Origin of the sequence: Pseudomonas sp. PSKL.D1, from assembly GCF_028898945.1 — a bacterium.
Taxonomy (GTDB): Bacteria; Pseudomonadota; Gammaproteobacteria; order Pseudomonadales; family Pseudomonadaceae; genus Aquipseudomonas.
The window spans coordinates 4,007,857-4,022,716 of sequence record NZ_CP118607.1 but is presented as its reverse complement, the minus strand read 5'-3'; the positions used below and the strand labels follow the sequence as shown (position 1 = coordinate 4,022,716).

Genomic DNA, 14,860 nt, shown 5'->3' with positions numbered 1-14,860 from the left:
TATCTGCCTCAACTGTTGCGTAAGTGCTCGACCTGGCTGCCATTGCTCGATGGCAGCTTTTTTTTGGCCTGCGAACGGTGCATTGCCTTTTTCCTTCCTGTTCGCGAGACCCGCCATGCTGCGTAAATCCCTCAGAGTGCAAATTCTCTCCCTGCTCGGCGGCAGCCTGGCGGCGATGCTGCTGATCGCCCTGGTGTGCTTCCAGTTCCTGTCTTCCAGCGTGCGCGGTTACGCCGAACTGGTCGATGGGCCGCTACGGGCATCGCAGCTGATCGATGAAGCCAACCTGCAGTTCAAAGTGCAGGTGCAGGAGTGGAAGAACGTGCTGCTGCGCGGCCGCCAGCCGGCCGAGCTGGACAAGTACTGGCAGCAGTTTCAGGCGCGCGAGCAGCAGGTTCAGCAGCTGCTTGGGCAGTTGATCGACAGCAGTGACGGCCCGCTCAAGGCGCCGCTGCAGCAACTGCGCGACAGCCACCGCCAGTTGGGCGTTGCCTATGAACAGGGCCGCCAGGCGTTTGTGGCAGCAGGGGGTGACCCGGTTGCTGGCGATGCCGCCGTCAAGGGCGTCGACCGCGCCGCCAGCGAGCAGATGAGCGCATTGGTTGAGCAGTTGCGCACCGATGCCCGAGCGCGTGCGGCCCACATCAACGGTAACGCCGAGCGCACGGTATGGTTGGGCGTGCTGGTGATGCTGGGTTCGGCGTTGCTGGTGGGCCTGCTGAGCCTGTGGCTGATCAACCGCAGCCTGATCGAGCCGATCCGCCAGTTGATCGACTACGTGGCGCAACTGAGCCAGGGCCGTTTCGCCGCCCGGGTCGACAGCCACCGCGAGGATGAACTGGGCCGCCTCGCCCATGCCGCCAACACCCTGCGCGACTTCCTTGCCGAAACCGTTGGCCGCCTCAAGGGCAACGCCCAGGAACTGGAAGGCGCCAGCGGCCAGCTGCGCAGCATTGCCAGCGGCATGGCCCGCGGTACCCAGGACCAGTTCCAGCGTACCGACCAGGTGGCCACCGCCATGCATGAAATGTCCGCCACCGCCCAGGAGGTGGCCCGCCATGCCGCGCAAGCCGCCCGCGCCGCTGACGATGCCGACCATAGCGCCCAGGCCGGTGAGCAGGTGATGCAGCAGACCATCGACATCATTGGCGTGGTCAACCGTGAAATCGCCGGCACGGCCACCGTGATCCGCCACCTGGAAAACGACAGCTCACGCATTGGCAAGGTGCTGGAAGTGATCCGCGGCATTGCCGAGCAAACCAACCTGCTGGCGCTCAACGCGGCCATCGAAGCGGCCCGTGCGGGCGAAGCCGGGCGCGGTTTTGCGGTGGTGGCGGACGAGGTGCGCAGCCTGGCTCAACGCACGGCGGCATCGATTGCCGAGATCCACCAGATCATCGAGGCGGTGCAGTCTGGCGCGGTCGAGGCGGTAAAGGCCATCGAAAGCGGCCAGCAACGCAGCGAGGAGGGCGCCGAGCAGGTGCAGCAGGCCGGGCAGATGCTGCAGCGCATCACCACGGCAGTGGAAGCGATCCGCGACATGAACCGCCAGATCGCCACCGCCGCCGAAGAGCAGACCAGCGTGGCCGAAGACATCTCGCGCAACCTGATCGAAATCACCCGCATCGCCACCGCCAACCAGGAAGCGGTGCAGCACACCGAGCAGGCCGGGCAGCGGTTGCACGGGTTGTCGGGGCAATTGGGGGAGGTGACGTCGCGCTTGACGGCGTAAAACCTGAGGGGGAATTCCGCCACCCGCACGCCAATCCGCTGCTGCCTGTGGCGGATTGTCGCCATGCGTCATACCGCCTCACCCCATGAATCAAGGCCCCGATCCGGTTGGCACACTCCCTGCTATAGCGCCGCGCGTACACAACAACTGGATCTACCCCATGAAGAAAATCCTGCTGGCGCTCCTCTGCCTGAGCGTCATCGGCTGCTCCAAGCCCGGCGAGCCGGAAAAAACCGTCGACGTGCTGCTGATCGGCGGCGGCATCATGAGTGCCAGCCTTGGCACCTACCTCACCGAATTGCAACCGGACTGGAAAGTCGACGTCTACGAGCGCATGGACCAGGTCGCCGAAGAAAGCTCCAATGCCTGGAACAACGCCGGCACCGGCCACTCGGCCTTCTGCGAGCTGAACTACACCAGCGAAGGCAAGGACGGCAGCATCGACATCAGCAAGGCCGTTGGCGTGAACGAGCAGTTCGAGATCTCCAAGCAGTTCTGGGCCTACCAGGTCGAGCAGGGCGTGCTGAGCAACCCTAGGTCGTTCATCAACAACGTGCCGCACATGAGCTTTGTGTGGGGTGACGAAAACATCGCCTTCCTGCACAAGCGCGTGGCCGCTTTGCAGCACAGCTCGCTGTTCCGTGGCATGGAAATCACCGAAGACCACGAGCAGATCCGCCAGTGGGTGCCGCTGGTGATGGAAGGCCGTGACCCGCAGCAGAAGGTGGCCGCCACGCGCATGGCCATTGGCACCGACGTGAACTTTGGCGAAATCACCCGCCAGCTGTTCGCCTCGATGACCCGCAACCCGAACGTAAAGCTGCACCTTGAGCATGAGGTGCGCGACATCGTGCGCAACGACGACGGCACCTGGAAGGTCGTGGTGGCCAACCTGGCCGACGGCAGCAAGGAGCAAAGCGTCAACGCCAGGTTCGTGTTCATCGGCGCCGGTGGCGGCGCACTCAAGCTGCTGCAAAAGTCGGGCATCCCCGAAGCCGAGGGCTATGCCGGCTTCCCGGTGGGTGGCCAGTTCCTGATGACCGACAACCCGGACATCGTCGCCCGCCACAAGGCCAAGCTGTACGGTAAAGCCTCGGTCGGTGCGCCGCCCATGTCGGTACCGCACCTGGATACCCGCGTGATCGATGGCAAGGAAGTGCTGCTGTTCGGCCCCTTCGCGACGTTCTCCACCAAGTACCTCAAGCACGGCTCGTTGCTGGACATGTTCGCCTCGCTGAACAGCCATAACGTGCTGCCGATGGTCAACGCCGGCATCGACAACATCGACCTCAGCACCTACCTGATGGGCCAGTTGATGCTCAGTTTCGATGACCGCATGAATGCTTTGCGCGAGTACTTCCCGAATGCCAAGAACGAAGACTGGAAACTGCTGCAGGCCGGCCAGCGCGTTCAGGTGATCAAGAAAGACCCGGTACTCGGTGGCGTGCTGCAGTTTGGTACTGAAGTGGTGGCCGCCCAGGATGGCAGCATCGCGGCATTGCTTGGCGCATCCCCGGGGGCCTCGACCGCCGCGCCGATCATGCTGACCGTGCTGGAAAAGACCTTCAAGGACAAGGTGAAGTCGCCCGAGTGGCAGGCCAAGCTGAAGGAAATCGTGCCGACCTATGGCCAGAAGCTGAACAACAACCTTGAGCTGACCAACCGTACCCGCGAATGGAGCAGCGAGCGTTTGCAGTTGTTGTATGTGCCGGTACAGGCTGAGGTGGCTGGCGTTAACTGAAACAAGCCATGCACCGTGTCGGCTGCATCGCGGATAAATCCGCTCCTACAGAATTACTCCTGTAGGAGCGGATTTATCCGCGATCACCGGCGAAGCCGGTGCCATGGTGCAAAACAAAAAGCCCGCACATTGGCGGGCTTTTTGATCAGGATTTTGGTCGGAGAGACAGGATTCGAACCTGCGGCCTTCTCGTCCCGAACGAGACGCGCTACCTGGCTGCGCTACACTCCGATGAACGAAATCCTACTGCATAGCATTTTCGAGCGCAAGCCCTTGTTGTTAAACAAGCTTCTGCTCAAACACGCACCTTTCAGAGCTCTTTGACGGTACGAATCTGGTCCTTGTTCAGGCGGGTGCGCTTGCCGTCAAGTTGCTCGAATTCGTAGAAGCCGGAGTCTTCGTCATAGGACGGAGTATCCACCGCCTGGATCTCTCGGCCGTCGTTCAAAGTGATCACGGTCGGCGAGGCGCAGCCGGCGAGGGCGCCCAGGCCCAGGGCAAGCAGGAAGGCGGGAAGGGTCCGTTGAATCATCGTGGTTCTCCAATGCGATGGTGCTAGATGTCTGTATGACGCAGCGCGTTCGCGCAAGTTCCTTTCACAATGCAGCATAGCCTTTGTGATCAGGCATTGACCTGGGTCGGGCGTGGGTGCCCTGTGATATAAATGCGGGCATCCACTTACCTTGCGACGTACCTACATGAAAGCCAAGGCAGATACCCCGTTCGTGGCGCTGAACATCGCCGTGCTGACCGTCAGCGACACCCGTACCTTCGACACCGATTCCTCCGGCCAGATGTTCGTCGACCGCCTCACCGCGGCAGGCCACCAGCTGGCAGCCCGCGTGCTGCTCAAGGACGACCTGTACAAGATCCGCGCCCAGGTTGCCACGTGGATCGCCGACGACAGCGTGCAGGTGGTGCTGATTACCGGCGGCACCGGCTTCACCGGCCGCGACAGCACCCCCGAAGCGGTTGCCTGCTTGCTGGACAAGCAAGTGGAAGGTTTTGGCGAGCTGTTCCGGCAGATTTCCGTGGCCGATATCGGCACGTCCACCATACAGTCCCGCGCCTTGGCCGGGTTGGCCAACGGCACGCTGGTATGCTGCCTGCCGGGTTCGACCAACGCCGTGCGCACCGGCTGGGACGGCATCCTTGCCGAACAACTGGATGCCCGCCACCGCCCGTGCAATTTCGTGGCAAACCTCAAACCGGTCGCTGCGTGTGAAAGCCGTGGTTGAGGCGCCCCAGGCCCGGCCGCTGATGCCGGTGGAAGAAGCCCTCGAACGTTTGTTGGGCCTTGCAGAAGCCGCGCCCATCCGTGAAACGGAAACCGTCGCATTGGGAGATGCCGAGGGCCGCGTGCTGGCCGTCGACCTGATAGCTTCGCTTGACCTGCCGCCTTGGCCCAACAGCGCCATGGACGGCTATGCCGTGCGCCTGGCCGACTGCGTGGGCGAGCCACTGCCGGTGAGCCAGCGCATCTTTGCAGGCCACGCCCCCGAGCCGCTGCAGCCGGGCACTTGTGCCCGCATCTTCACCGGTGCGCCGCTGCCGGCCGGTGCCGACTGCGTCGAAATGCAGGAAAACACCGAAGTGCTCGAAGACGGCCGCGTACGCTTCCTCGAGCCACTGGCACTGGACCAGAACGTGCGCCCACAAGGCCAGGAAACCCGCAAGGGCGAGCAGGTAATGACGGCCGGCACCCGCCTTGGTCCTATTGAGCTGGGCTTGGCGGCCACCCTTGGCCACGGCGAGCTGCAGGTGGTGCGCCGGGTGCGCGTCGCGGTGCTGTCTACCGGCGACGAACTGGTCGAGCCAGGCTTGCCGCTGGGCCCGGGGCAGATCTACAACAGCAATCGGCGCCTGTTGGTCAGCTGGTTGCAACGGCTGGGCTGCGAAGTGCGGGACATGGGCATTCTCCCCGATGACCTGGCGCGTACGCGTGAGTGCCTGGCCAGCCTGGGCGATGTCGACCTGATCCTGTCCACGGGCGGGGTATCGGTGGGCGAGGCTGACTACCTGGGGGCAGCGCTGCGTGAGGCGGGCGAGCTGGCCTTGTGGAAGCTGGCGATCAAACCTGGCAAGCCGCTGACCTTCGGGCACTACCAGGGCGTGCCGGTAATCGGCTTGCCGGGTAACCCGGCCTCCACGCTGGTGACATTCGGCCTGCTTACACGGCCCTACCTGCTGCGCCGCCAAGGGGTGCAACAGGTTACACCGCTGCGCTTCGACGTGCCGGCAGGTTTCGACTGGCCCAAGGCCGGCACCCGGCGCGAATACTTGCGCGCACGGATTGAAGATGGCCAGGTGCGCATCTACAAGAACCAGAGCTCCGGTGTGCTGCGCAGTGCGGCGTGGGCCGAGGGGTTGGTGGAAGTGCGTGAAGGCAGTACGCCAAAGCCCGGTGACAGCGTGCCGTTCATCCCCCTGAGCGAGCTACTTGGCTGAACGCCCCAGCCAGCTGGCACCTAGCGGCGCCGTGGCCTGCGGCGCCGACTGGGTCAGGCGCATGTGCACGTTTTCCAGTTGCTGGGCCGCCACGCTCCAGTCGTGGCGTTGCCGGGCGAACAGGCGGGCGGCTTCGCTCATCTGGCACATGCGCCAGGGTTGGTTGAGCAACTGGGTGATCGACAGCGCCAACTGGTCGGCGTCGTCACCGCCCAGGTAATGTTCACCCTTGTTAACCGCAAGGCCTGAAACGCCTTTGTCGGTGGTGATTACCGGCAACCCTGCCGCCATGGCCTCGAGGATTTTCACCTTGGAGCCGCCGGCATAACGCAGGGGCGCAAAAAACAGCGCCGAGCGCCGTTGCAGTTCGCGCAGGTCCGGGCGGTAACCGAACCATTCGATGCGCGGGTCGTTCCAGTGCAGCTTCCAGCTGGCCGGCATGGCATGCCCGGCAATGGCCAGGCGGACTGCGGGGTTGCTCATCCACACTTGTGGCAGGATCTCTTCCAGCGCCCACTCGATGGCCTCCAGGTTGGAGCCGTACTCGAAGTTGCCGACAAACAGCAGGCGCTGGCTATGCAACGCCGGGGTCACGTGCTGGAAGTAATCGCAATCCACACCATTGACCACAACGTTTACCGGGCGCCCGCAGATCTGGCTGATCAGTTCGGCATCGTGCGCGCTCACCGCCACCACTTCGCTGGGTTGGCGCAACACGCGCTGCTCCCAACGGCGGTAGCGCCAACGGTCGAAGGCGTTGAGCGGGCGCAGCCACAGGGGCAGGCGGTCATGGCTGGCGGCGCCCATCACCGATTCCAGGTTGTGCTCACTCAGCATGTAGGGCAGGCCGCGGGCTTGCAGGGCTTTCTCGAACGGTTGGAAGCTGTAGCTGTGTTCGATCTGGATGACGTCCCAGGGTTCGTCCAGCAGTTGCTCGAAGCGGTGCCGCAGGCACGGGGCAAGGCCGTTGATGATGGCGCGCATGGGGTAATCGATGATCGGCGAGGCCAGCAGGTTGAGCGGGCTGTGCAGCGCGCGCCGGGGCAGCACGATCAGGCGTTCGACCAAAGGCTCCAGGGCTTCACGGGTGGCATCGCTGAGCGGGATCTTGGACTGCACCAGCAAGGTGATCCGGTGGCCGTGTTGCGCCATGGCGCGCAACAGGTGGTATTGCCGGGTCTTGCAGCCACTGGTGGTGGGCCAGGGCAGGTAGGGCAGCGTCCAGAGTATGCGCATGGGCCGGGAACCTCGCTAAGCCTGCGAGCAAAAAAAACGCGTCCGAAGGCGCTCAGCCGAAGCTGGAGCCGGGACGCGTCCATTGCTATCAGTAAAGCCCACGATCAGCCCTTCGCCCAGCCAGCCGATGGAACGCTCCCAGGTTTTTGCGTCAACCATGCAGCATTCTGCTTAAGTGTGTGGTCGAGATCAGGACCGGACCGTCTTCAGGGAGAGGCGCGATGCAACAGCGCAAGGCAATAGTGATCCTGCATGGCAAGCAGGCAATGAACGAAGACGTGCGTGAGGCGGTGAAGGCCATGCGCGAGCGTGGCTGGGCGCTGGATGTGCGGGTTACCTGGGAAGCGGGCGACGCACAGCGCCTGGTGAATGAAGCGCTGGCCGCGGGCTATAGCCACATTGTGGCTGGTGGCGGCGATGGCACCCTGCGTGACGTGGCTGAAGCCATGGGGCTTGCAGGCGGCAAGGCCAGCCTGGCGCTGCTGCCATTGGGTACGGCCAATGACTTTGCCAAGGCTGCCGGCGTGCCGCTGGAGCCGGCCGGGGCGCTGGCATTGCTGGAGCAGCCGCCAAGGCCAATCGACCTTGGGCGGGTGGGCGATCAGTTGTTCCTGAACATGGCCACGGGGGGCTTTGGCAGCCAGGTTACGGCCAGCACATCCGAAGATTTGAAGAAAGTGCTGGGGGCCGCCGCCTATCTGTTTACCGGGTTGTCCCGGTTCAGCGAGTTGCAGGCCGCCTCGGTCGAACTCAAAGGGCCGGACTTCCACTGGCAGGGCCAGCTGCTGGCGCTGGGTATCGGCAATGGCCGGCAGGCCGGTGGTGGCCAGGTATTGTGCCCGGATGCCATGGCAGATGATGGCTTGCTCGATATCGCCATCCTGCCCGCCCCGCAGGAAATCGTCGGCGCCTTGCGCGAGCTGCTGGCCGGGGAAGGCCTGTTCGTGCGGGCGCGCTTGCCCTGGGTGGAAATCAAATGCTCCCAAGGCCTGGACATCAACCTCGACGGCGAGCCTTTGCAGGCCGACAGCTGGCGTTTCGAAGCCAGCCCGGCAGCGCTGCAAGTGCATTTGCCGGTGGATTCGCCGTTGCTCAGTCGTCCAGGCTGATGATTTTTTCGCGGACGGCGTACAGCACGAGGCCGGCGACGTCGTAGATATGCAGGCGCTTCATGATCTGCGAACGATGGGTTTCCACGGTCTTGACCGACAGGCCCAGCCCGGTGGCGATCTCGCGGGTGGCCTTGCCGCGCACGATCAGGCGCAGGATTTCCAGCTGCCTGGCGGTCAGGTTGTGGCGGTCGGTGCTGGCCTGTTTGCCGCCATGGGCGCGCATCAGTGCCTGGTTGATCACGGTGTGGGCGATGGCCGGGCTGAGGTAGCGTTCACCGGCGCGCAGTGCCGTGAGCGCCTGCTCCAGCTCGGTGGCCGTGGCGTCTTTGAGCAGGTAGCCGTGGGCGCCGCTTTCGAGGGCGCGCATGATCAGGTCCGGGTCGGTGTGCATGGACAGGATCAGCACCTTGCAGGTGTGGCCGGCGGCGCGCAGCTGGGTGAGGGCGTCCAGGCCGCTGGTGGAGCGCATCGAGATGTCCAGCAGGACGATTTCGGGGGCGAGGTGCTGCGCCTGCTGGAGCAGTTGGTCGCCATCATCGGCTTCGCCGACCACGCAGTAACCGGGAATGTCGGACACCAAGGCACGCACCCCGGCACGGATCAGCGCGTGATCGTCTACCAGCAGCAGTCTACAGGTCATCGGAGGCGGGCGTCCTGGCGCGTTCATGGGTACGGGGTGGCCACGGGAAGAGCACTTCGATGCGCGTGCCCAGGCCGAGCTGGCTGGTGATGTCGAGGTTGCCGTTGAGCGCGGTGGCACGTTCCTGCATGCCTGCCATGCCGCGTTGGCCGGCTTCGGCCGGGTTGCTGGCCGGGATGAAACCAAGCCCGTCATCGTGGATTGACAGGGCGAGGCCGGCAGGGCTGCGCTGCAGGCGGATGGTCAGGTTGCGCGCCTGGGCATGGCGCAGCATGTTGGTGACGGCTTCTTGCGTGATGCGAAAGGCGGCCATGGCCACTTCTTCGGAAATGCCCCCCAGGCGCTGGTGGCATTCCAGGCTCCAGTGCACTTCGCTGTTGGCCAGGGTGCGTACCAGGTGGGCGCGCAGGCTGGCTTCCAGGCCCAGGCTCGCCAGTTGCCGTGGGTTGAGCAGTGCCGAGACATCCCGGACCTTGCCGAGGGAGTCCTCAAGCGTGGCGCGCAGCGTGCTGCAGTGTGCCTGCAATTCGCCCGGCATGCGCCGTTGCAGCCATTCCAGCTGCAGCTTGGCGGCGGTGAGCAATTGGCCGATGTCGTCGTGCAGTTCACGGCTCAGGTGCTGACGCTCGCCTTCCTGTACCTTGAGCATACGGTCGGCCAACTCCGCCGGGCGCAGGCTGATGGAGCGGGCGCCTAGCCTCAGGTGCCAGGCCACACCCAGCATGGCCAGCACTTGCAGTACCAGCAGGCTGGCGGGCATGGCCAGGCTACCCACACAAAGCAGCAGGTTGGCCACCAGCGACACCACGCACAGCAGTGCGGTCGCCCAGCGCAACATTGTGGCGCGGGAACAACGGCGCAAGGAACTATTCGAGGGTGGGAGCATAGATTGGGGAGCCACTGACGTCTTGCTGATGGAGGCCTTGAAACATCTTGCCGAGGCATTGGCGGTGGGTGCGCATGTTAACACTTCGGGCCAGGTTGGTCGCGGCTGCGTAATGCTTTGAAACCTCGGGATTTGCGGGCCGGTCAGCGCCAATTGATGAACTTGTTAGATGGCCAAATGATGTCAATAAGTGCGTGCGCACGGTTTTGCAAGTTCAACTAGCGTTTCGCTTGAAAAGAGTCTGATGCCTGAACTTGCAAATACATGAGAGTGCCTAAGGCAGCCATGCAGTAAGTTGGCTCGCTAATGCGCCCGGAAGGGGGAGGCGGGCAACATTGCCGGTTCGGCGTGCGGATGCGGGTGAAGGCAATCGCTGGCGCTGTCACGGCAGGGCGCACACGTTTGCGGCAAGGGTTGGTCCAGTGCCGTGGCCAGATCATGCAGCAGTGCCATTTGCTCAGTGGTATCGAGGGCGAGCCGCCCGGTACGGGGATCGACCAGTTCCAGCTGCCAAGCCAGCAAGGTCAGGCAGGCATGCAACGGCGGCAGGGCGACAGCGCGCAGGTGCAGGCTCCGGCAGGCAGGGGCGGTCAGCTGTTGCAGGGCGGCAGCGTAGTGGGCGACTTCGAACAGACCCAGGCCATTGGCCCGCCTGGCAAGGGTGCCCAGGGTATTGTTCAGGCAATGGCAGGCGTCGGGGTCATTGGCAATCAGCTCCAGGTGCTGCAGGCATTCCTGGGACTGGGTGAGCAAGACCTGCGCATCCAGCAGGAACTCCTGCAGGGCGCTGCTGTTGAAGACGGTGTGGTCCATCAGGAGGCTCCGGCGCGTAGGGCGGGAGCAGGGGATGGCCTAGCCATGTCGGTCGCGAGCAAAAGCCTGACTCCATTCATGCAGTGAGAATGGCGTCACATTAATGGCTAAAGGATATCGCGAACATCAGGTTGCACCCGATTGCCGCTAGGGGTTTCCCTGATGCCGGCCTCAGGTATTACTCGGCAAACGTGGATGGGATCCAAGTTGCGACCCTTCGCAGTAAAGCATGATGGTAATGTGATATCAATCACCCTGCGCGGCATTTTCGCACAGGGGTCAAGCTGGCCTCTGCGCCGCCGATATAAGGTCATTCCATTCTTCATGCCTGGGGGCTTTCCAATGGCTGGCATTCTCGACACGGTAGACCAACGTACGCAACTGGTAGGTGAGAACCGCCTGGAAATCCTCATGTTCCGCCTGGCTGGCCGGCAGTTGTTCGCCATCAACGTGTTCAAGGTGCAGGAAGTACTGCAACTGCCCAAGCTCACCCTGATGCCGCAGCGCCACGCCTTCGTCTGTGGCGTGGTCAACCTGCGTGGGCAAACCCTGCCGGTGATCGACCTGTCCCAGGCGATCGGCATGCGCCCACTGCAGCCGGGGCCGGACAGCACCATCATCGTCACCGAATACAACCGCTCGGTGCAGGCCTTTCTGGTTGGTGGCGTGGACCGCATCGTCAACATGAACTGGGAGGCGATCATGCCGCCCCCCACCAGTGCCGGCCGCCAGCACTACCTGACCGCCATCACCAAGGTGGACGAAAAGCTGGTGGAAGTGATCGACGTGGAGAAGGTGCTGGCCGAAATCGTGCCTTACAACGCCCGGGTCTCCAACGACAAGCTGGCCGACCCGGTGTTGGCCCGCGCCCGTGGCCGCGAGGTCCTGCTGGTGGACGACTCCAGCGTGGCCCTGGCGCAGCTGCGTGACACCCTGTCGCAACTGGGCGTGAAACTGCATGTGGCCAGTGATGGCCTTAAAGCATTGCGCATGCTCAAAGGCTGGGCGGATGCCGGTGAGGATGTGTGCGAAAAATTGCTCATGGTGTTCACCGACGCTGAAATGCCCGAGATGGACGGCTACCGCCTGACCACCGAAATTCGCAGCGATGCGCGCTTGCGCCAGCTTTATGTGGTGCTGCACACCTCGCTGTCGGGCAGCTTCAACGAGTCCATGGTAAAGAAGGTGGGCTGCGATAACTTCCTGTCCAAATTCCAGCCCGACCGCCTGGTGGATGTGGTCAAGCAGCGCCTGTTGCTGGACACCGCCAGCGCGTGAAACCGCCGCCTGCCGGGTATAAGCTTGCCTTTTGACAGGGCAAGAGGCGGGCAGGGATGTTTCTGAGTGAGTTGTATCGGTACCCGGTGAAGTCGGGCCAGGCGCAACGCCTGCAGGCTTCGCCGGTTGATCACCTGGGATTGCTGGGGGACCGGCGCTGGATGGTGGTTGAAGCGGACAACGGGCGTTTTCTCACCCAGCGCGCCTGGCCGCGGCTGGGCCAGCTCCAGGCCAGTGATGATCAAACCGGGCGCCTGTTGCTGCAGGCGCCGGGGCTGGCGCCCCTGCACGTGGCGGTGCCGCCTGCAGAGGAAGGTTTGCGTGGCGTGACCATTTGGCGCGACACCCTGCGCGTGCCGGATGCCGGTGATGAAGCGGCAGCCTGGTTATCGCAACTGCTGGGCAAGGACGTGCGCCTGGTTCATTGCCCCGAACAGCGGGCGCGTTACCTGCCCAGCGGTTATGGCCTGAACAGTGACCGTGCGGCATTCCCTGATGGGTTTCCGTTTCTCCTGATCGGGCAGGGTTCGCTGGATGAGCTGAACCGCCGCATCGGCAGGCCGATGGAGATGCTGCGCTTTCGGCCGAACCTGGTGGTGCAGGGGGCCGAGCCGTTCGCCGAGGATGGCTGGAAGCGGATTCGTATCGGTGGGCTGGAGTTCCGGGTGCTCAAGCCAAGTGTGCGGTGCATCTTCACCACGCTGGACCCGGCGACCGGGGAGCGTAGTGCTGACCGGGAGCCGTTGACGACGCTGAAGACGTTCCGGGAGCGGGAAGGGGATATTCTGTTTGGGCAGAACCTGGCGTTGGAGGGCAGCGGCGAGATTGAGGTGGGCATGGCGGTGGAGGTGCTGGATTAACTGGGCGCCTGTGCCGGCCTCATCGCGGCTAAAGCCGCTCCTACAGGTTTTGTGGCGCCTGTAGGAGCGGCTTTAGCCGCGAAAGGGCCCTAATGCCGATCACATATCGTCAAAATACCGCTCATGCCAATCCACCAGCGGCTGCGGCGAGTTGAGCTTCTGCCCGTAGATCACCGAATACGACAGCACGTTCTGCACGTACTGGCGCGTCTCGTCGAACGGGATGGACTCCACCCACACATCAAAGCTCAGGTGCTTGGCGCCCTTGAGCCACTGCCGCACGCGCCCGGGGCCTGCGTTGTACGCGGCTGATGCCAGCACGCGGTTGCCGTTGAACTGCCCGTGCACCTGGCTCAGGTAGGCCGCGCCCAGCTGGATGTTCTTGTCCGGGTTGAACACCTGCTGCGGCGATGCCAGCGGGATGCTGAACTTGCGTGCAGTCTCCTTGGCGGTGGCCGGCATCAACTGCATCAGGCCGCTGGCGCCAACGCTGGAGCGGGCGTCTTCCATGAAGGCGCTTTCCTGGCGGGTGATGGCGAATACCCAGCTGGAATGCAGCCCGCGCACTTTGGCTTCGCGCACCAGGGTGTCGCGGTGGGCCATCGGGAAGCGGATGTCCAGGTCGTCCCAGTACTGGGCCTGGCTGATGGTGCGGATGGCCGGGAAGTACCAGCGCAAGTCATACGCCAGGCGCGCCTGGGCGACCATCTCGTCACGCGTGAAGTGGCGGCTGACGTGGTACCACTCGCGGCGGCCTTCGACGATTTGCCCGCGGGCGTGGAACTCGAGCGCGCGCTGCACGCCCGGCGTGTTGCGCACCTTGTTCACCAACTGCGGGCTCAGCACCAGCGGCCGGTTGTTCAGCTGGTACGGCGTGCGTGCCCGGTCAGCGGCCAGAAAGCCATAGAAATCACGTTCACGAGCCACGTTCTTGTACAGCATCGGCACTTGCGGGTTGTTCGGCTGGGCCAGCTCCAGGCTGCGTGCTTGCCAGTACTTCCAGCGGTTGCTGCTGGCCAGGTCTTGCGGCAGGCGCTTGGTCAGCTCGTAGGCGTCCTCCCAGCGGCCCAGGCGCAGCAGCAGGCGCAGGCGCCATTCGCTGACGGTGTTGTCGCGCAGCTCCGGGTCGTAGCGGGTCATCAGGTCCAGCGCCCGCGGGTCGTAGCGGCGGGCGAGGGTCAGGCCGATTTCGCGGGCGATGGCGACCTTTTCGTCGCGGGAAAAGTGCATGCGCTGGGCGTAGTCGTCCAGCAGCACCATGGCGCGCTCCGGGTCCTGGCGGGCCAGGCGGCGCAGGCCCAGGCTGACCACGTCGGACATGGCTTCATCCACGGGGGCGAAGCGCGAGGGCTGGTTAAGCAGTTCGGGCTTTTGCGCCACATCAACCAGCAGGCGGCCCTGCGGGGCCAGCGTGGTCAGGGTTTTGACCAGGCTGTTGGCCAGGGCATAGTTGCGCGCCTGGGCCGCCAGTTTGGCGCGGTTCCAGCGCTTGGCTTCGGTCAGCTGGCCCTGGGCTGCCCAGGTGCCGAACAGGGTGTCGCAGGCCGCAGGTTGCGATTTGCCGACGTTCCACAGTTTTTCAGCAGTGGCATTGCCCTCGGCGCGCAGGCCGTGGCTGAGCTGGTACTGGCCGTTCAGGCAGTCCAGTTCGGTGAAGTTGAGTTTCGGGTCATAGTATTTGACGAAGGTGTCCCATTCGCCGCGTTCGGCCAGCCAGCGCAACCAGCGCAGCTTCATCCAGTTGGCCTGGGGCAGGTCACCGTGCTTGGCCAGGAAGCCTTCGATTTCCTGGTTGCTGGCGCTCTTCAGGCGTGCGGTCAGCTCGTCGTACGCCAGGTAAGGCGTCAGCGGGTAGTCGCGCAGGGCCTGGGCGTAACGCAGGTACGGGCCTTTGTCGCCTTTGGCCAGGGCACGCTTGGCCTCGTCGTAGTACTGGCGTTGCTGGGAAAGGTCGATGGCCTGCGCCGCACCGGCGGTGGCGGCGGTGATCAGCAGGCACGAAGCAATTTGTAACAGGCGGCTGCGCATGATACGTCCGGGCAGTTGAACCATGGGGTAGTGACGGCGAAGCCAGCACTGTTGGGAGCTATTGCCTTAGCTTAGCTGTTTGCCGG

At 63.8% G+C, this 14,860-nt stretch carries 13 protein-coding genes, 1 tRNA gene and 1 pseudogene; 8 read left to right on the top strand and 7 right to left on the bottom strand.

Annotation, left to right across the window (positions count from 1 at the left end; genetic code table 11):
* Positions 1-49: 49 nt before the first annotated feature.
* From PVV54_RS26630 to mqo, 3 genes and pseudogenes are all read left to right on the top strand, one after another.
* Positions 50-799, top strand: a pseudogene (locus PVV54_RS26630) (methyl-accepting chemotaxis protein); the annotation flags it as partial.
* Positions 800-964: 165 nt separating this feature from the next.
* Positions 965-1,732: a methyl-accepting chemotaxis protein gene (locus tag PVV54_RS26625; RefSeq protein ID WP_446731471.1), complete on the top strand. Its 768-nt coding sequence runs from the start codon at positions 965-967 to the stop codon at positions 1,730-1,732.
* A gap of 160 nt (positions 1,733-1,892) precedes the next feature.
* Entirely contained in the window at positions 1,893-3,473 is a 1,581-nt protein-coding gene (gene mqo, locus PVV54_RS17725) for a malate dehydrogenase (quinone) (protein WP_274906508.1), read from the top strand.
* A gap of 154 nt (positions 3,474-3,627) precedes the next feature.
* Here the strand turns inward: mqo and PVV54_RS17720 are convergent.
* Both PVV54_RS17720 and PVV54_RS17715 read right to left on the bottom strand, forming a co-directional pair.
* Positions 3,628-3,704, bottom strand: a tRNA-Pro gene (locus PVV54_RS17720).
* 79 nt (positions 3,705-3,783) lie between these two features.
* Entirely contained in the window at positions 3,784-4,005 is a 222-nt protein-coding gene (locus PVV54_RS17715; protein WP_110631211.1) for a YgdI/YgdR family lipoprotein, read from the bottom strand.
* A gap of 166 nt (positions 4,006-4,171) precedes the next feature.
* On the opposite strand from PVV54_RS17715, the gene moaB reads away from it, so the two are divergent.
* Together moaB and PVV54_RS17705 are read left to right on the top strand one after the other, a co-directional pair.
* Entirely contained in the window at positions 4,172-4,711 is a 540-nt protein-coding gene (gene moaB / locus PVV54_RS17710) for a molybdenum cofactor biosynthesis protein B (RefSeq protein WP_274906507.1), read from the top strand.
* A 22-nt stretch (positions 4,712-4,733) separates the two neighbouring features.
* The gene (locus PVV54_RS17705) at positions 4,734-5,921 is read left to right on the top strand and encodes a molybdopterin molybdotransferase MoeA (protein WP_274910456.1); all 1,188 of its coding nucleotides are present in this window, start codon (positions 4,734-4,736) and stop codon (positions 5,919-5,921) included.
* Here PVV54_RS17705 and PVV54_RS17700 read toward each other — a convergent pair.
* Entirely contained in the window at positions 5,910-7,157 is a 1,248-nt protein-coding gene (locus PVV54_RS17700; protein WP_274906506.1) for a glycosyltransferase family 4 protein, read from the bottom strand. The two genes, PVV54_RS17705 and PVV54_RS17700, sit on opposite strands and share 12 nt — an antisense overlap.
* A 221-nt stretch (positions 7,158-7,378) precedes the next feature.
* Here PVV54_RS17700 and yegS point away from each other — a divergent pair, with 221 nt between their 5' ends.
* Entirely contained in the window at positions 7,379-8,266 is an 888-nt protein-coding gene (gene yegS, locus PVV54_RS17695) for a lipid kinase YegS (RefSeq protein ID WP_274906505.1), read from the top strand.
* On the opposite strand, the gene PVV54_RS17690 is transcribed toward yegS, so the two are convergent.
* The 3 genes from PVV54_RS17690 to PVV54_RS17680 form a co-directional block, all read right to left on the bottom strand.
* Positions 8,250-8,909, bottom strand: coding sequence for a response regulator (locus PVV54_RS17690; RefSeq protein ID WP_274906504.1), 660 nt, complete (start codon positions 8,907-8,909; stop codon positions 8,250-8,252). The two genes, yegS and PVV54_RS17690, sit on opposite strands and share 17 nt — an antisense overlap.
* The gene (locus PVV54_RS17685) at positions 8,899-9,795 is read right to left on the bottom strand and encodes a sensor histidine kinase (protein WP_274906503.1); all 897 of its coding nucleotides are present in this window, start codon (positions 9,793-9,795) and stop codon (positions 8,899-8,901) included. The genes PVV54_RS17690 and PVV54_RS17685 overlap by 11 nt, the downstream gene beginning before the upstream one ends.
* A gap of 303 nt (positions 9,796-10,098) precedes the next feature.
* On the bottom strand, positions 10,099-10,608 hold the full coding sequence (locus PVV54_RS17680) for a histidine kinase (RefSeq protein WP_274906502.1): 510 nt from the start codon (positions 10,606-10,608) through the stop codon (positions 10,099-10,101).
* Between the two features lie 342 nt (positions 10,609-10,950).
* On the opposite strand from PVV54_RS17680, the gene PVV54_RS17675 reads away from it, so the two are divergent.
* Together PVV54_RS17675 and PVV54_RS17670 are read left to right on the top strand one after the other, a co-directional pair.
* On the top strand, positions 10,951-11,886 hold the full coding sequence (locus PVV54_RS17675; RefSeq protein ID WP_274906501.1) for a chemotaxis protein CheV: 936 nt from the start codon (positions 10,951-10,953) through the stop codon (positions 11,884-11,886).
* Positions 11,887-11,942: 56 nt separating this feature from the next.
* On the top strand, positions 11,943-12,746 hold the full coding sequence (locus PVV54_RS17670) for an MOSC domain-containing protein (protein WP_274906500.1): 804 nt from the start codon (positions 11,943-11,945) through the stop codon (positions 12,744-12,746).
* A 99-nt stretch (positions 12,747-12,845) separates the two neighbouring features.
* Here the strand turns inward: PVV54_RS17670 and PVV54_RS17665 are convergent, their stop codons facing one another.
* Complete coding sequence (locus PVV54_RS17665) at positions 12,846-14,774, bottom strand: transglycosylase SLT domain-containing protein (RefSeq protein ID WP_274906499.1); 1,929 nt, start codon at positions 14,772-14,774, stop codon at positions 12,846-12,848.
* Between the last annotated feature and the right edge of the window lie 86 nt (positions 14,775-14,860).